This is a genomic window from Cereibacter sediminicola (assembly GCF_007668225.1).
GTDB classification, from domain to species: domain Bacteria; phylum Pseudomonadota; class Alphaproteobacteria; order Rhodobacterales; family Rhodobacteraceae; genus Cereibacter_A; species Cereibacter_A azotoformans.
Genome location: NZ_VDEK01000010.1, coordinates 64,071 through 81,165, shown reverse-complemented (window position 1 = coordinate 81,165; position 17,095 = coordinate 64,071). Strand labels below are relative to the sequence as shown.

Below are 17,095 nucleotides of genomic sequence, written 5' to 3'. Positions count from 1 at the left end.
GGGGGAACGCCATGGCCTCGGACACCGAAACCCGCCCCCTGCTGAGCCGCCTTCTCGGGCGCGACGCGGCGGTGGCGCAACTCATCGTCATCACACTGCTGATCTTCGTCGCGATGACGGCGCTGAACCCCGACAAGTTCCTGCGCTACTACAATTTCGAGTCGCTGACCTACATCGCGCCGGAACTCGGCATCCTCTCCATCGCCATGATGATCGCGATGCTGACGGGGGGGATCGACCTGTCGATCGTCGGCGTGGCAAACCTCGCGGCCATCGTGGCGGGCGTCTATTTCCGCATTCCGGCCGTGAGCGAGGCCGCCGCCGCGGGCGGTGCGGGGCTTGTCCTCCATACGGCGGCGGCGGTGCTGATCGCGCTGACGGTCGGGCTCGCTGCGGGCGGGCTGAACGGGGTGCTGATCGCGCGCCTCCGCATCATCCCGATCCTCGCCACGCTCGGCACGGGGCAGATCTTCGCGGGCCTCGCGCTCGTCCTGACCGGGGGTCCGGCCATCACGGGCTTCCCCGAGACCTGGGCCTGGATCGGAACCGGCAAGATCCTTGGCCTCGCCACCCCGCTCTGGGTGCTGATCGTGGTGGCGGGGCTGGTGGCGGTCCTGCTTGCGCGGACCACGCTCGGCGTGAACCTGATGCTGATGGGCACAAACCCGCGCGCCGCCGTCTTCGCCGGCATCCGGTCGGGGCGGATGATCCTCTACAGCTACATGCTGACGGGGATGCTGGCGGCCGTGGCGGGGGTGCTCCTGTCGGGGCGGACCAACTCGGCCAAGGCGGATTTCGGCGCCTCCTACCTGCTGCAGGCGGTGCTGATCGCGGTCCTCGGCGGCACCAACCCCGCCGGAGGCAAGGGCCGGGTTCTGGGCGTGCTGCTTGCGCTCGTGGCGCTCATGCTGCTCTCGTCGGGCCTTCAGATCATGCGGGTGTCGAACTTCCTGATCGACGCCGTCTGGGGCGCCTTCCTCGTCATCGTCATTGCCATCAACTACCTGAGGTCACGGAAATGACCGAGATCCGTATCCCCCTGCCCCGCGACGCCTTCCCCGGCCGGGGCGAGCGTCGGATCGCCGAAGGGTCCGGCTTCACCGCCACGGCCTTCCGCTACCCGTCGGGCGTCGAGGCGCTGAGGCTGGCCAATCCGCGGGGCGAGGTGACGCTCCTGCCCTTCCTCGGCCAGATGATCTGGGACGCGAGGTTCGACGGGCGCCGCCTGACGATGGGCAACGCCTTCGACTGGCCGCGCGCGGGCGCCTCGATCCTCGAGACCTACGGCGCCTTCGCCTATCACGCGGGCGTCCTGCGCAACGGAACGCCCGGCTCCAAGGACACCCATCCCCTGCATGGCGAGATGCCGGTGGCGGCGATGGACAGCGCCCACCTGACCTTCGGCACCGATGCCGCCGGGCTCTTCGCGGAGCTGGGCGGGCAACGCGATCATGTCATGGGCTTCGGCCCCGTCTATCGCGCCACGCCCCGCGTGCGGCTTCATGCCGAGGACGCGCTGATCGAGGTCGAGATGGTGGTCGAGAACCGCTCGGCGCACCCGATGGAGCTGATGTACATGCTCCACGCCAACTTCGACTTCGTGGCGGGGGCCCGGATCGTTCAGGCCGCGCCCTTCACCCCGGACCGCACCGAGGTTCGGCGCGCGGTGCCCGGACATGTGACGCCCACGCCTGAGTTCCTCGCGCTGCTCGAGGATCTGGCCGCCCATCCCGCCCGGATGGAGCGTCTGTCGGAGCCGGACCTCTACAGCCCCGAACAGGTCTTCTACATCCGCGAGCCCGGCACCGACGCCCGGGGGCGCACCCGGATGCTGATGGAACTGCCCGAGGGCGGCGCCTTTTCGGCCGGCTGGAGGCCCGAGGACCTGCCCTTCTGCGTGCGCTGGATCCTGAACGACGGCGATGCGCAGGTGGCGGCCTTCGCGCTGCCCTCGACCTGTGAGCCCGAGGGCTATACGGCCGAGAAGGCCAAGGGCCATGTGCGCCTGCTGGATCCGGGCGCCGTTGCGCGCTTTCCTGTCACCCTGGGCTGGCTCGGGCCGGACGAAGTGGCCGTGGCCCGCGCCGAAGTCGAAACCATGCGCAAGGGCTGAATTCATGACCGCATCGAAACCCGGCCGCATCGCGGTCGTCGGCTCCAACATGGTCGATCTGGTGACCTACATCACGCGGATGCCCGCCCCCGGAGAGACGGTCGAGGCGCCCGACTTCGAGATCGGCCCCGGCGGCAAGGGCGCCAATCAGGCGGTGGCGGCGGCCCGGCTCGGCTCTCAGGTCGCCATGGTGACCAAGGTCGGCGGAGACATCTTCGGCGAGAACACCCGGCGCAACCTGGCCGAGCAGGGTATCGACACGACGCATGTGGGCACCGTGCCGGGGAAATCCTCCGGCGTGGCGCCGATCTTCGTGGACCCTCAGGGCGAGAACTCGATCCTGATCGTGAAAGGCGCCAACGCCGATCTCCGGCCCGCCGACGTGGATGCGGCCGAAGAGACGCTGCGCGCGGCCGACCTGATCCTGATGCAGATGGAGGTTCCGCGCGAGACGGTGCTCCATACGGTGCGGCGGGCGGCGGAATGGGGCGTGCGCACCATCCTGAACCCGGCGCCGGCCGCGGCCGATCTCAACGTGGACGACCTGCGCGACCTGAGTTTCCTCGTCCCGAACGAGACCGAGCTTGCGCTGCTCTCGGGCCTGCCCACCGGCAGCGAGGAAGAGATCGAGGCCGCCGCGCGCAGTCTGATCGCCCGCGGCATCGGCACGGTGATCGTGACGCTCGGCGGCCGCGGCGCGCGGCTCGTGACCGGCGAGGGCGTGGTGCGGATCCCGCCCGTCCGCGTGACGCCGGTGGACACGACCGGCGCCGGAGACGCCTTCATCGGCGCATTTGCCCATTTCCTTGCGGCCACCGGCGATGTCGAGGGCGCTCTCACGCAGGCGGCGCGCTATGCCGCCCATTCCGTGACCGGGCGCGGCACCCAGAAATCCTATGCGACGGCCGAGGTCTTCGCGGACTTCTGCCGCACGCTCCCCCCATCCGCATGAAGGCCCACGCCATGCCCGACAGCCATCCCCGGAACCCCGGCACCCCTTTCGCGCCCGACTGGTTCGAGGAGATCCAGGTGAACCGCAGCGCCGCCGAGCGCCGCGCGGCCAGCCTTGCCGGCGGCCGCACCGTCAAGAAGGATCATCAGGCGGCCTGGCTCCTGCGCGCGATCCAGTGCATCGACCTGACGACGCTTGCGGGCGACGACACGCCCGGCAAGGTGCGGCGCCTGTGCGCCAAGGCGCGCCAGCCCGTCCGGCCGGACCTGCTCGAGGCGATGGGCGTGGCCGACATCGGCCTGACCACGGGCGCGGTCTGCGTCTATCCGACCATGGTGCCTCATGCGGTCGCGGCGCTGCAAGGCTCGGGCATTCCGGTCGCCTCGGTCGCCACGGGCTTCCCCGCGGGCCTCACGCCCCTGCCGCAGCGGCTGGCCGAGATCACCTACGCCGTCGAGGCCGGCGCCGCCGAGATCGACATCGTCATCACGCGCGAACATGTGCTGCTCGGCCACTGGTCGGCGCTTTACGACGAGATCGCCGCCATGCGCGAGGCCTGCGGCGAGGCTCACCTCAAGGCGATCCTCGCCACGGGCGAGCTTGGGACGCTGACCAACGTCTACCGCGCCTCGATGGTGGCGATGCAGGCGGGGGCCGATTTCATCAAGACCTCGACCGGCAAGGAGATCGAGAACGCCACCCTGCCCGTCTCGCTCACCATGCTGCGGGCGCTGCGCGACTATGGCGAGCGAACGGGGGTCCGCATCGGCTTCAAGCCCGCGGGCGGTCTGCGCGCGGCCAAGGACGCGCTCGCCTGGCTCGCGCTGATGAAGGAGGAACTGGGCGGGCCCTGGCTCGGGCCCGACCTCTTCCGCATCGGCGCCTCGACGCTGCTCGGCGACATCGAGCGGCAGCTCGAGCATCACGTCACCGGGCGCTATGCCAGCGCCGACCACCACGCCCTGAGCTGAGGCCTGAGACATGAGCATCAAGGACATCATGGAAAGCATGGATTACGGCCCCGCCCCCGAGGCCGCGACGGATGCGAAGGCCTGGCTTGCGGCGCGGGGGCCCGCGCTCGGGCACTACATCGACGGCGCCTTCACCGGCGCCGAGGCCGCCGCGATCGACGTCGAGAACCCGGCCACGGGCGAGATCCTCGCGCGCATTCCGGCCGCGGGCGAGGCCGAGATCGAGGCCGCCGTCGCCGCGGCCCGCGCGGCCTTTTCCGGCTGGTCGCAGCTTCCGGGCTTCGAGCGGGCGCGCCATCTCTATGCCATCGCCCGCGGCCTGCAGAAGCGCGAGCGGTTCTTCTCGGTCCTCGAGACGCTCGACAACGGCAAGGCCATCCGCGAGACGCGCACCGCCGACGTGCCGCTCGCCATCCGCCACTTCTACCATCATGCGGGCTGGGCGGCGGCGATCGACAGCGAGTTCCCCGGCCACGAGCCGCTCGGCGTCTGCGGCCAGGTGATCCCCTGGAACTTCCCGATGCTGATGCTGGCCTGGAAGATCGCGCCGGCGCTGGCGGCGGGCAATACGGTGGTGCTGAAGCCCGCCGACCTCACGCCGCTGACCGCCGTGGCCTTTGCCGAGATGCTCGACGAGATCGGCCTGCCGAAGGGCGTCGTCAACATCGTCCACGGCGGGGCCGAGACCGGCGCGCTCCTCGTGCGCCATCCGGGCGTGGCAAAGGTGGCCTTCACCGGCTCGACCGCCGTCGGCCGCGAGATCCGCCGCGCCACCGCGGGCAGCGGCAAGAACCTGACGCTCGAACTGGGCGGCAAGTCGCCCTTCGTGGTCTGCGCCGATGCCGATCTCGATGCCGCCGTCGAAGGCGTGGTGGAGGGCGTCTGGTTCAACCAGGGCGAGGTCTGCTGCGCGGGCTCGCGGCTTCTGCTGCAGGAGGGGATCGCCGAGCGGTTCCTCGCCAAGCTCCGGGCGCGGATGGAGAAGATCCGCGTGGGCGATCCGCTCGACAAGTCCACCGACATGGGCGCCATCGTCTCAGCGCGCCAGAAGGCGCGGATCGAGGAACTGCTCGCGGGCGCCGAGCGCGAGGGCTACCGGCTCGAGCAGGCGTCCTGCCCGCTGCCCGCGGCGGGACATTTCGTGGCGCCCGGCTTCTTCGCCGACACCGAGCCCGCAGCAACCGTCGCGCAGGTCGAGATCTTCGGCCCGATCGCGGTCACGACCACCTTCCGCACCGTGGACGAGGCGGTGGCGCTGGCCAACAACACGCCCTACGGGCTTGCGGCCTCGGTCTGGTCCGAGAACATCAACGCCGCGACCGAACTGGCCGCGCGGATCCGGGCGGGCGTGGTCTGGATCAACGCCTCGAACCTCTTCGACGCGGGCGCGCCCTTCGGCGGCATGAAGGAGAGCGGCTTCGGCCGTGAGGGCGCGCGCGAGGGGCTCGCCGCATATCTGCGCCCCGCCGCCCCGCGCGAGCGGCCTCTTGTGACCCCCGTTCCGGTCGATTTCGCGGCCTTCACCGGCACGGGCGGCGGCCTGCCCGGCCTGATCGACCGGACGATGAAGAACTACATCGGCGGCGCGCAGGTCCGGCCCGATGGCGGCGCGAGCTATGTCGTGCGCAGCCCGAAGGGCGAGCCGCTGGGCCTCGCGCCGGTCTCGGGGCGCAAGGACATCCGCAACGCGGTCGAGGCCGCGCTGAAGGCGAAAGGTTGGGCCGCCAACGCGCACGGCCGGGCGCAGGTGCTGTTCTTCCTCGCCGAGAACATCGCGGCCCGCGAGGCCGACCTCGCCGCGGCGCTGGTGCAGGCGGGGGCCACGGCATCCGGGGCCGCGGCCGAGGTGCGCACGCTCGTCGAGCGGGTGTTCTTCTACGCCGGCATGGCCGACAAGGACGATGGCCGCATCCATGCGACGAAGCCGCGCCACCTGACGCTGTCGCTGAAGGAGCCGCTGGGCGTGGTGGGGGTGCTCGCCCCCGACGAGGCGCCGCTCCTGTCGCTCATGTCGCTGATCCTGCCGCTGATCGCCGTGGGCAACCGGGTGGTGGCGGTGCCCTCGCCGGCGCGCGCGCTGCTTGCCCAGCCGCTGACCCAGATCTTCGACACGTCGGACCTGCCGGGGGGCGTGGTCAATCTGGTGACGGGGGACCGCGATCTCCTGGCCCAGACGCTGGCCGAGCATGATGCGGTGGACGGGCTCTGGTATCACGGGGACGCGACAGGCGCGGCGCGCACCGAGGCGCTCTCTGCGGGCAATCTCAAGCAGGTCTGGACGAACGAGGGGCGCGCGCTCGACTGGGCGGACGACGGGGAGGCGCGCGGGCGGCTCTGGCTGGACCGGGCGACGCAGGTCAAGACGATCTGGGTGCCCTACGGCGCCTGAGCGCGCGCGGCTCGCTCTCCCCTCGCGGCCTAGCCCGCGAGGGAAAGCCCGCCGTTGCGGCTGATCTCGGCCTCGACCGAGCCGATCAGGCTGTCCAGCGCCGGGTTCCGCGCGCGCCGTGCGCGGCGCACGACATAGGCCAGTTCGGGCGGCGCGGGCAGCCGGTCGCGGAGGATCTCCATCTCCGGGCGGAGGTGACGGTCGCTCAGGAGCGCGACCCCAAGCCCCGCGGCGACCGCCGCCACGATGCCGGCGGCGCTCGAACATTCGAAGACCGTCTCGAACTGCGCGCCCCCGTCCTGCCCGATGTCGAGCGCCCAGCGGCGATAGAAGCACTCCTCGTCGAAGGACAGGAACGGGATCGGCCCGTCGGCGGCGAGCATCAGCTCGGGCGATTTCACCCAATGCAGCTCCTCGCGGAAGAGGACGATGTCGGCCGGCCGCACCTCATGCGCGAACACCTGCAGGATGGCCGCATCCAGCTCGCCGCGGTCGAGCATGGCGCGCAGCACGAGGCTCATGCGCACCCTGGTGCGGACGCTGACCTGCGGATGAAGGCGGCGGAACCGGCCGAGGATGCGCGACAGGTCGGAACAGGTTGTGTCCTCGGTCAGCCCGAGCAGGATGCGGCCGGCGAGATCGGTCCGGGTCAGGCTGAGCAGCGCCTCGTCATGCAGGCCGAGGATCCGGCGCGCGTAATCCAGCAGATCCTCGCCCGCGGCCGTGAACAGGGGCGCGCCGGGCCGGCGGCTGAGGATGCGGCAGTCCAGGCTCGTCTCCAGGCGCTTGATCTTGTGGCTCACGGCGGACTGCGTCAGCCCCAGCGTCGCCGCCGCGCGCGTGATCCCCCCGTGCTGGCGGATGGCGCAAAGCGCGCGCAGCGCGTCGATGTCCAGGCGGCGGCCAGAGATGTCTGTCATCGGAATGGTCCTCGGTTCACCTCAAAGCATGACAGCAGCGTAACCGAGTGGCAAGTTCGTATGACAGTTCTGCGGCCAAAGTAATTGCTGTATCGAAATTTGTCATGTGCTTTCGGTGAGGTTGCGGATTAGGTCGATCGCAGAGACAACCGGGAGGCCTGCCGATGACCGACGCTCCGACGATGCCAGGGCGGCACCCGCTTCTCTGGCCCCTCATGGCCACCGCGCTGGTGATCGGCTGGAGTTCCGGCTTCGTCGGCATCCGCTTCACCAACGAGGAAGCGAGCGTCTTCCTGCTGCTGTTCTGGCGGATGCTGCTGGCGGGACTGATCCTGCTGCCCTTCGCCCTCGTCTTCGGGCCGCGCCTGCGGCTGGGCGCGGTGCTGCCGCAGGTGGGGTTCGGAGTTCTGTCGATGTTTCTCTATCTGGGCGGCTTTGCCCTTGCGATCGAGCAGCGGGTGCCCACGGGTCTCGTCGCCCTGATCTCGGACCTGCTGCCGCTGGCCGTCGTGGCCCTGTCGCAGCCGCTGCTGGGCGAAAGGCTCTCGGTTCGGCAGTGGCTGGGCACGGCGATCGCCGTCGCCGGCGTGCTGATCGTGAGCCTTGACAGCCTGAGCGTCGGGACGGCGCCCCTCTGGGCCTACGCGATGACGGTGGGCTCGACGCTGGTCTTCGCGCTGGCCTCGGTGCTGCACAAGGGGCGCAGGTCGCTGCACATGCCCGTGCACCAGAGCCTTTGCATCCACACGCTGACAGGGGCCCTGCTCTTCGGCCTCTGCGCGCTGGCAGCGGGCGACGGGCTGCGCCCGCCCATGACGGCCGACTTTGCGATCGGGATGGCGTGGCTGGTGCTGATCGCGACCTTTGCCGCCTACTCGGTCTATTACACGAGCCTGCGCCTCTTCCCCGTCGCCAAGGTCACCGCCGCCATCTACCTCAGCCCTCCGGTCACGATGATCTGGGCGTGGGCGCTGTTTGGCGAACGGCTCACCCCCGCGATGTTCGTGGGCCTGGCCGTGACGCTCGCCGGTGTCTGGCTGACATCGCGGGAGTGACCGCCTGGCGGGTCGCGGAGGCATCCGACCAAGGGGCCACCGCCCGCGCCTCAGATCGCGACGAGGACCAGCGCATAGACCGCGGCGCCGCCGAGAAAAGGCCAGAAGCGGCTTTGCCGGTCCTCGGGCAGTTCCTCCTTCAGCACGTTCAGCATCACCCCGCCCGCGAGGAAGGCAAAGAGCAGGCCGATGGCCAGATCCGACAGGCGCGTGATCGCGGCCAGCCCCCAGCCGGCAATCACGGCCCCCGCCATGATCCACCGGCCGATCCGGTCGTAGCGATGCTTGTGATCCTCGCGCAGGCCGAAGTCGCTGGTCACGAAATGGGTCGCCATCGCCGCGGCGTAAAGCAGGAGCGACACGAGCCCTGGCTCCTCGCGGTGAACGAGCAGATAGCCGATGAGAATGTTGTAGATCGCAAAGGAGCCGAGGTGGACCCAGAACAGCCGAGCCTCGACCGCATCCTCGCGCCCCTCCGCCCGCGAACGGCTGCGCGAGGTCTTGGCCAGCCGTTCCAGCCCGTAGAAGGCGGCCAATCCGGCCAGCCCAACGAGGAAGACCGAGGTTTCCGCCGTCTTGTCCCGCAGTTTCAGCTCGCGCGCGAAGGTGGCCTGATGCGCGCCCAGCTCGGGCAGGATGTGCAGGAAGACGTAGGCGACAGCCACGCCCCCCGCCGCCGAGAGCCATGTGCTGCGGGGCACATGGCCCATGGTATGCAGGCGGCCGATGAAGACATGGATCAGCCCGAGACCCAGGGCGAGAAGACCGGAAAGCAGGATCATGCGGGTCAACACGCCCTGAACGCCCCCGTTCCACGCCGAGCTTCCCCGGCGCTGCTGGCCCCCCGGGGAAGTGTCCGGCGGCAGGACGCGGGCGACGCCGGCGCGGAACGAAGCGGCCGCCATGCGGTTGCAGATCAAAGGGAGAGATCGCGACATGAGCACAGGCGCAGGGATCGGCACCGCGGCCGGCGGGCAAACCGGACAGCGGGTGGTGATCCTCGGCGCCGGGTTCGCCGGGCTTCAGGCGGCCAAGGCGCTCGGCCGGCGGGGCATCCCCGTCACGGTGATCGACCGGCAGAACCACCACCTGTTCCAGCCGCTGCTCTATCAGGTTGCGACCGCCGCCCTGTCGGCGCCCGACATCGCCGAACCGATCCGCAGCATCCTGCGCCGCCACCCGTCGGTCGAGGTGCTTCTGGGCGACGTGGTCAGGATCGACACCGCCCGCCGGCAGGTGCACTGCGCCCACGGCGCGGTGGTGGCGTATGACTGGCTGATCCTGGCGACGGGGGCCGTCACGGGCTATTTCGGCCACGACGACTGGTCGCGCGTGGCCCCGGGGCTGAAGACGATCGAGGATGCCCGCCGCATCCGCACCCGCGTGCTGATGAGCTTTGAACATGCGGAACGCTGCACCGACCCCGAAGAGCGGGCGCGGCTGATGACGATTGCCGTGATCGGCGGTGGCCCGACGGGGGTCGAGCTGTCGGGGGCGCTGGCGGAACTTGCGCGCTTCACCCTCGTGCGCGACTTCCGCCACATCCGTCCCGATGCCGCGCGCGTGCTTCTGGTCGAGGCCGGGCCGCGGCTGCTCGGGCCGTTCCAGGAGGCCTCGGCCGACTACGCCCGGCAGCGGCTGGAGCGGCTCGGCGTCCGGGTCATGACCGGCCGCGGGGTTGAGGCGATCACGCCCGAAAGCCTGACCCTCGAGGGCGAGACGCTGCCGGTGGGTCTGGTGATCTGGGCCGCCGGCGTGACCGCCTCGCCGCTGGCGCGCCAGCTGGGCGAGGTGGACCGCGGCGGGCGGATCGCGGTGAACGAGCGGCTCGAGGTGGTAGGCCAGAGCCGGGTTCTGGCGATGGGCGATGTCGCCCTTTGCCCCGGCGAGGACGGCCGGCCGCTGCCGGGGCTGGCGCAGGTGGCCAAGCAGCAGGGCCAGCATCTCGGCCGCAGCCTCGGCGCGCATCTGGCGTCGGGCGCGCCGCTGGAGCCCTTCACCTACCGCAGCCGCGGCAACACCTCGATCGTGGGGCGCCATGCCGCCGTCTATGAGACCGACCGCCACCGGCTGAGCGGCTGGCCCGCCTGGGCGCTCTGGGCGGTGGTGCATGTCTATCTGCTGGTCGGGTTCCAGAACCGGATCGTGGTCTCGTTCCAGTGGCTCTGGCGCTACCTGACCTATCACCGCGGCTCGCGGCTGATCTCGATGAGCGAGATCGGCCCCGAGGAAGCGGCGACGCTGGGCGAACCCACGGCCGCCGAGGAGACGCCGGGCGTGAGGGGCGCCGGATCGCGCCCCTGAGGCCCGGCCCTCAGACCAGCGCCAGCGACAGCGCCGGGACGAAGGTCACGACCAGCAGCGCCAGGACCAGCGCCAGCAGGAAGGGCCAGCCGTCGCGCAGGAACTCTCCCAGCCTCGCGCCGGTGAGGTTCGTCACCAGCAACAGCACGGTGCCCACGGGCGGCGTGAGGGTGCCGATCGACAGGTTCAGGATCAGGACGATCCCGAAATGCACGGGGTCGATCCCCAGTTGCAGCACCACCGGCTTGAGCAGCGGCACGAGGATGATCATCAGCGCGGTGCCCTCGATGAACATGCCAAGGACCAGAAGAAGCGCATTGACCGCCAGCAGGAACAGCCAGGGGTTGGTGGTGAGCGAGGTGATCAGGTCGGCCATCGTGATCCCCGCACGCTCCATCGAGAAGATCCAGGCCAGGGCCGAAGATGTCATGATGACAAGCAGGACCGCCGAGGTTTGCCGCGCCGTCTCGGCGAAGGCCGAGGCCACGTCGGCGAGCTTCATCTCGCGGTAGAGGAAGAGCCCGATGCCGAGCGTGACGATGGTCGCGATGGCGCCCGCCTCGGTGGGGGTGAAGATCGAGAGGCGAATGCCGCCCACGATCACCACGATGAGAAAGAGCGCGGGCCACGCCCCGAGCAGCGTCTGCCGCGTCTCGCGCGCGGTGGGCCAGCTTTCGCGCGAGGGGCGCAGCCCCTTCGAGCGGGCGTTGAGCCAGACCGCGGTCAGCAGCAGCAGCGCGCAAAGGAGACCCGGCAGGATGCCCGCAGTGAACATGGCCCCGATCGAGACATCGGCCACCAGCGCATAGATGATCAGCGCGATCCCCGGCGGGATGATCGGGGTGATCAGCGAGCCGCAGGCGGTGATGGCCGCCGCCGCCCCCGCGCTGTAGCCCTGCCTGCGCATCTCGGGCACGAGGATGCGGCACATCATGGCGGCGTCGGCGAGGTTCGAGGCCGAGATGCCGCCCATCAGCGTCGAGAGCATGACGTTCGTATGGCCCAGCCCGCCGGTCAGCCGGCCCACCATCAGGTCGGCCAGCTTCAGCAGCCGCGCCGCGATCCCGGTCGTGCCCAGCAGCGTGCCCAGCAGCACGAAGAACGGAATGGCCAGAAGCGAGGTGTTCTGTGTCGGCGAGATGATGCGCTGCACCGCGATGGGCAGCGGGATCGTCGAGAAGAACACGAAATAGGCGACCACTGCCGCGAACATGGCGAGATAGATGCGCATGTTCAGCGCAAAGAGCGCGAACATCAGCGCGATGACGATGAACCAGGTCATTCTCTGTATCCGGGCAGGAGGTCAGTGAAGGGTGCGGTCGCGCGCGGGCCGCGCCTCGGCGTCGGGCCGGACCAGCCGCCAGGCGGTCACGAGGGCCGTGCCCGCAGCCCCCACCACCACGGCAAGATCAAGCCAGAACCAGGACACGCCCAGGATCTGCGTCTTCTTGAAGGCGGTCGTCTGGCCCAGGACCCAGGCCTGCCAGGCCATGAAGACCAGCAGCCCGATCGAGGCCAGCCCCACCAGCGTGTACAGCAGGCGGCGCATCCGGCGCGAGAGCAGGGCCTCGATCAGGTCGATGGTCAGGTGCTGCCGGTTCGCCTCGCAGGCGATGGCGCCGACCATCACGATCCAGATCATCAGAAGGCCCGAGACCTCCTCGGTCCAGGAAATCGGCATGCCCAGGATGTAGCGCGCGAAGACCGCGGCCGCGGTCATGATGACGAGGACGGCCACGCTCAGCGCCCCGAAGGCGGAAGCGGCCAGGAAGATCAGTCGCATGGGGAAACTCCGCTCGGGTCGGGAAAGGCAGACCGGCCGCATGGGGAGGACACGCGACCGGCTGCGAGCATCACTCGGCGAGAGCCGCCTGGATCTGCTCGTATAGCCCCTCGGACCATTCCGGGAACATGGTGTAGAAGGCCTGGGTCTTCTCGCGGAAGGCCTCGACGTCGGGCTCGGTCACCGTAACGCCGGCGGCCTGCATCGCCTCGAGCATCTTGCCCTCTTCCTGCGCCGCCAGCTCCTGGCTGTAGAGGCCGGCCTGATGGCCCGTCTCATGGAGCATGGTCACCACCTCGGGGTCGAGGGTCGAGAAATAGGCCTCGCCGCCCAGCCAGAGCGAGGTGTTGGTCAGGTAGCTGATCATCGACAGCTCCTTGGCCTGCTCGTGGAACTTGCCGCCATAGAGCACCGGAAGCGGGTTCTCGACCCCGTCGATGACGCCCTGGGTCAGCGCCGGATAGACATCGCCCAGCGGCATCGGCGTGGGCGTGGCGCCCATCAGCTCGAGCGCCTTGATCTGCATGATGTTGTTGGGCACGCGGACCTTCATCCCGGCCAGATCGGCGGGCGTCTCGACCTTCTTCTTCGCCAGAAGCTGCCGGGTGCCGTAGAGGTAGTTCGAGATGACGATATGCACGCCCTTCTCGCGCAGCGCGGCTTCCTTCTCCTTGAACCAGTCGCTCTCGTAGATCTTGAAGAGCTGCTCGGGGCTGTCGGTCAGGTAGGGCCCGAAGAGGATGCCCAGATCGGGATCATAGTCGGTCAGGAAGCCCACGTCGGCGATCGTGATGACGTTGACGCCCAGCAGGCCCTGCTCGATCACGTCCTGCTTGGCGCCCAGCTGCGACGAGGGATAGAGTTCGAGCGCCACGTTGCCGTCCGAGGCTTCGGCCACCAGCTCGGCCCAGCGGTTCATCACGAGGTCGGTCGGCTCGCCGGGATTGTTCTCGTAGGCCACGCGCACCACCACTTCCTGCGCTGCGGCAGGCAGAACGGCGGCAGCGCCGAGCAGGGCTGCAAGCGTGAGGGATTTCAAGGTCATGGGGTCTCCTCCCGTGGGTCTGGTTCAGCGTGTCCGAGCCCCTCGATCCGCGCGCAGGCGGAGGCGAGGACGGCGCCGGAATGGTCGAAATGGGCGTTCAGCGCGGCCATGAGCCCGGCTCGGTCGCGCGCCCTGAGGGCCTCGATGATGCGCATGTGCTGCGCGTTCGATTCCTCGGTCTCGGGTGAGCGTGACTTGCCGACCTCGAGATAGAACTTCAGCGGCACCGACAGGACGCGATACATGCGGATCAGCACGCTGTTGCCGGTGGCCTCGATCATGGCCATGTGGAAGTCGTAATCGTGCGCCGCCGCGTCCGACACGGTGAGCGCGCGCACCATCCGCGCGTTGGAGTCCGCCATCCGCGCCAGCGTGGCCGCGGAGGCCCCCTGCACGGCCAGGGGTGCCGCGCCCGTCTCGACGATGCGGCGAAAGTTCAGCACGTCGGCGAGCGTCTTGGGCGAATGGTCGAAATACTGGGCGAAGATCGAGAAGATCGGATCGAAGTCCGGCTGGCGCACGCGGGCACCACGGCGGGTCTTCTCGATCAGGCCGAACGCCTCGAGATGGATCATCGTCTCGCGCACCGTGTTGCGCGCCACGCCGAACCGTTCCGCCAGTTCGCGCTCGTTGGGCAGAAGGTCTCCCACCTGCATCCGCTCGACGATCTCCCGCCGGAGCATGTCGCGGATGTCCTCCACCGCCGACTGTCCTGCCATGGCCTCCCCTCCGATGGCTCTTGGTCCTATGGTTGGACCAAAGTCACCCTCTCGATGGAGCAGGAGGGGCCCCGCTGTCAACCTCTAATTCCTGCGATGACGCGGGGTCGGGGGCGGCCGCGCCCCGCGCGGGGGCGCGGCTGTCGGGCCTTAGTCGCGCTCGGGCAGCGCGTAGGCGATCACCTCGTCGCTGATGGGCGTCTCCATGAAATGATGCCCGCCGGGATAGATCACCACGAACTGCCGCCCCCCCACCTCGTAGGTGATGGGCGTGGTCTGCCCGCCTCCGGGCAGGGCGTCCTGCCAGAGGGTCTCGCCCGTCTCGAGGTCGATGGCACGAATGAGATCGTCAGTAGCGGCGGCGATGAAGATCAACCCGCCCGCGGTCACGATCGGGCCGCCGTTGTTCGGGGTTCCGATCTTCATCGGCAGCATGCTCGGGATGCCGAAGGGCCCGTTGCGGCGGGCGGTTCCCAGAGGCTCGTCCCAGACGGTCTCTCCGGTGGCCAGGTCGATGGCGCGGATGCCGCCATAGGGCGGCTCCTTGCAGAGCAGCCCCGTCAGGCCCACACGCCAGCCCGCGTTGACCGAGATCGCGTAGGGCGAGCCGAGCTGCGGATCGGCGTCCGGCCCTCCTTCGGGCTGATAGTCCGGCTCGAAGATCGCCCGCACGCCCATCTCGTCGGCCTCGTCCCGCGGGATCAGGCGGTTGTAGTTCGGCATGTCGTTGTAGTTCGCGATCAGGAGGCCCCGCTCGACATCCACCGCCATCGAACCCCAGTCCTGCCCGCCGTTGTAGCCGGGATACTGGATCCAGCGCCGGTCGGCCGTCGGCGGCGTATAGACGCCGCGGTAATGCGCCCGGCGGAACTGGATGCGGCACCAGAGCTGGTCGAGCGGGGTCATGCCCCACATGTGCCGTTCCTCGAGGTCGGGCATCAGCAGGCTGTGGTAGCTGGAGAACGGCTGCACGGGCGACAGGTAATCCTGTTCGACACCCAGATCGGTCGGCACCTCGCGCTCTTCGAACGGCACCAGCGGCTCGCCGGTAGCACGGTCCAGCACGAAGATGTCGCCCTGCTTTGACGACAGGATCAGGGCCGGACGCGGACCATCCGCGGTCGGAAAGTCCACGAGGCTCGGCTGCGACCCGAGGTCATAGTCCCACACGTCGTTGTAGACCGTGCGGAAGTGCCAGACATCGTCGCCCGTGAGCGCATCCACCGCCACCAGCGCGGTCGCATATTCGTTCTCGGCCTCGCTGCGGTTGCTGCCGTAGTAATCCACGGCCGAATTGCCCATCGGCAGATAGACGAGGCCCAGTTCTTCGTCGGCTGCGGCGATGGTCCACATGTTGGGCGTGCCGCGGGTGTAGACCTCGCCCTCGGCCGGGGCGCCGCGGTTGGAGGGATTGCCCAGATCCCACGCCCATGCCAGCTCACCCGTCACCGCATCATAGCCGCGCACCACGCCCGAAGGGCTGTTCTCGGCCTGCCCGTCCTTGACCTGCGCGCCCATCACCGCCACGCCGCGCACGATCGTGGGGGGCGAGGTGACGGAATACCAACCCGGCACCGTGTCGCCGATGCCCTCTTCCAGATTGACCTCTCCGTTCAGGCCAAAGTCCGGGCAGGGCTGGCCCAGCTGCGCATCGACCGCGATCAGCCTTGCATCGAGCGTGCCCCACAGGATGCGCCGGGCGCAGGCCTCGTCGGCCGCCGCGCCGGGCACCTCGTAGTAGGCAACGCCGCGGCAGGTCGCCCCGTAAGGGATGGCGTCGTCCGACACCCCCGGATCGAACCGCCATTCCTCGAGCCCCGTCGCGGCATCAACCGCCACGATCCGCCCCATCGGCGTGCAGATGTAAAGATCGTCTCCCACCTTGAGCGGCGTGTTCTCGGGCGAGTAGCGGCCCTGCGCGGCCTCCGAGGGAAGATCGCCGGTGCTGAAGCTCCAGACCCGCTCCAGATCGCCCACGTTCGACCTGTTGATCTGGTCGAGCGGCGAGTAGCGCCGGGCCTCGGTCGTGCCGCCATAGGCGGGCCAGTCCTCGCCGGTCGGCAGCACGGGCGCGGCCGCCCGGTCCGCGCCGGGGGACAGGGCCGCGGGCGGCTCGTCCGCCGTATTGACCGCGTCGGTTTCCTCGGCCTGCGCGGGACCCGGCCCGGCCGTGGGGCCGGCGGGCGCCGGCGTTTCGGGGGCCGCCGTATCCGGGGGCGCCTCGGCGGGCGCCGGCGCTTCGCCCGGAGGGGCCGCCTCCTGCGCGATCCCCTCGCGCGCGCCGCCCGCCAGCAAGAGCCCGCCGCCGAGGCCGATCGCCAGCGCGCCCGCCACGGTGCGGCCCGCAGACACAGCGCGCGATCCACGGCGCAGGACCGGGATCGAGAGCAGCACCAGAAGCAGGATCAGCGTCGGCGCCACCAGCCTCGGCACCTGCGGCCAGAGGTTCAGCCCGGCCTCCCACAGGGCCCAGACGACGGTTCCGGCATAGACGACGAGATAGACCCACACCGCCGCCATCGACAGCCGGAACAGCAGCCACCCCGTCACCAGCAGCCCCAGCCCGGCGGGCAGGTAATACCACGACCCGCCCAACGCCACGAGCCACCCGCCGCCCCCGGCGATCAGGAGGCCGAAGATCACGATGACGGCGGCCAGCGCCATCACCATCCAGAAGCCTGCTCCCCGGTCTTGCACAGTAGCCATGAACCCTTCCTCCGCAGCGATACCTCCGGGGCAACCTGACCCGCCGGCATGTGTTCCGTCATGCAGCCCCTTTTCCGCCATCCCTTGCACCCGTCCCTTGCCCACGGGCGCGCACAGGGGCGCCTCTTCAGGACGGTT

14 protein-coding genes are annotated in these 17,095 nt (G+C 69.7%); 7 read left to right on the top strand and 7 right to left on the bottom strand.

All coding sequences use genetic code 11. The features are described from left to right. Positions 1–11: 11 nt before the first annotated feature. The 5 genes from FG154_RS09140 to FG154_RS09120 are packed head-to-tail and all read left to right on the top strand — an operon-like array spanning position 12 to position 6,425. Complete coding sequence (locus FG154_RS09140) at positions 12–1,022, top strand: ABC transporter permease (RefSeq protein WP_145106824.1); 1,011 nt, start codon at positions 12–14, stop codon at positions 1,020–1,022. Next, on the top strand, positions 1,019–2,113 hold the full coding sequence (locus FG154_RS09135; protein ID WP_145106822.1) for an aldose 1-epimerase family protein: 1,095 nt from the start codon (positions 1,019–1,021) through the stop codon (positions 2,111–2,113). Before FG154_RS09140 ends, FG154_RS09135 begins: the two co-directional genes overlap by 4 nt. 4 nt (positions 2,114–2,117) lie before the next feature. Continuing rightward, complete coding sequence (gene rbsK, locus FG154_RS09130) at positions 2,118–3,065, top strand: ribokinase (protein WP_145106818.1); 948 nt, start codon at positions 2,118–2,120, stop codon at positions 3,063–3,065. After that, positions 3,062–4,036 carry a deoxyribose-phosphate aldolase gene (gene deoC / locus FG154_RS09125; RefSeq protein ID WP_145106816.1) on the top strand — a complete coding sequence of 325 codons (975 nt, stop codon included), beginning with the start codon at positions 3,062–3,064 and terminating at the stop codon, positions 4,034–4,036. Before rbsK ends, deoC begins: the two co-directional genes overlap by 4 nt. A 10-nt stretch (positions 4,037–4,046) precedes the next feature. Next, on the top strand, positions 4,047–6,425 hold the full coding sequence (locus FG154_RS09120) for an aldehyde dehydrogenase family protein (RefSeq protein WP_145106814.1): 2,379 nt from the start codon (positions 4,047–4,049) through the stop codon (positions 6,423–6,425). A gap of 29 nt (positions 6,426–6,454) precedes the next feature. Here the strand turns inward: FG154_RS09120 and FG154_RS09115 are convergent, their stop codons facing one another. Next, positions 6,455–7,345, bottom strand: coding sequence for a LysR family transcriptional regulator (locus FG154_RS09115; RefSeq protein ID WP_145106812.1), 891 nt, complete (start codon positions 7,343–7,345; stop codon positions 6,455–6,457). A gap of 164 nt (positions 7,346–7,509) precedes the next feature. Here FG154_RS09115 and FG154_RS09110 point away from each other — a divergent pair, with 164 nt between their 5' ends. Then, complete coding sequence (locus FG154_RS09110) at positions 7,510–8,400, top strand: DMT family transporter (protein WP_145106809.1); 891 nt, start codon at positions 7,510–7,512, stop codon at positions 8,398–8,400. 50 nt (positions 8,401–8,450) lie between these two features. Here FG154_RS09110 and FG154_RS21410 read toward each other — a convergent pair whose 3' ends face one another. Then, on the bottom strand, positions 8,451–9,182 hold the full coding sequence (locus FG154_RS21410) for a hypothetical protein (protein ID WP_145106807.1): 732 nt from the start codon (positions 9,180–9,182) through the stop codon (positions 8,451–8,453). 154 nt (positions 9,183–9,336) lie between these two features. Here FG154_RS21410 and FG154_RS09100 point away from each other — a divergent pair, with 154 nt between their 5' ends. Continuing rightward, entirely contained in the window at positions 9,337–10,704 is a 1,368-nt protein-coding gene (locus FG154_RS09100; RefSeq protein ID WP_145106804.1) for an NAD(P)/FAD-dependent oxidoreductase, read from the top strand. A gap of 10 nt (positions 10,705–10,714) precedes the next feature. Here FG154_RS09100 and FG154_RS09095 read toward each other — a convergent pair whose 3' ends face one another. The 5 genes from FG154_RS09095 to FG154_RS09075 all read right to left on the bottom strand — a co-directional run bounded on the left by FG154_RS09095 (position 10,715) and on the right by FG154_RS09075 (position 16,957). After that, positions 10,715–11,986, bottom strand: coding sequence for a TRAP transporter large permease (locus FG154_RS09095; RefSeq protein ID WP_145106802.1), 1,272 nt, complete (start codon positions 11,984–11,986; stop codon positions 10,715–10,717). Positions 11,987–12,007: 21 nt separating this feature from the next. Then, on the bottom strand, positions 12,008–12,487 hold the full coding sequence (locus FG154_RS09090) for a TRAP transporter small permease (protein WP_145106799.1): 480 nt from the start codon (positions 12,485–12,487) through the stop codon (positions 12,008–12,010). A gap of 70 nt (positions 12,488–12,557) precedes the next feature. Beyond that, entirely contained in the window at positions 12,558–13,532 is a 975-nt protein-coding gene (locus tag FG154_RS09085) for a C4-dicarboxylate TRAP transporter substrate-binding protein (protein WP_145106797.1), read from the bottom strand. Then, positions 13,529–14,251 carry a FadR/GntR family transcriptional regulator gene (locus FG154_RS09080; protein WP_145106794.1) on the bottom strand — a complete coding sequence of 241 codons (723 nt, stop codon included), beginning with the start codon at positions 14,249–14,251 and terminating at the stop codon, positions 13,529–13,531. Before FG154_RS09080 ends, FG154_RS09085 begins: the two co-directional genes overlap by 4 nt. Positions 14,252–14,401: 150 nt before the next feature. Further along, on the bottom strand, positions 14,402–16,957 hold the full coding sequence (locus FG154_RS09075; RefSeq protein ID WP_145106792.1) for a membrane-bound PQQ-dependent dehydrogenase, glucose/quinate/shikimate family: 2,556 nt from the start codon (positions 16,955–16,957) through the stop codon (positions 14,402–14,404). Positions 16,958–17,095: the final 138 nt, after the last annotated feature.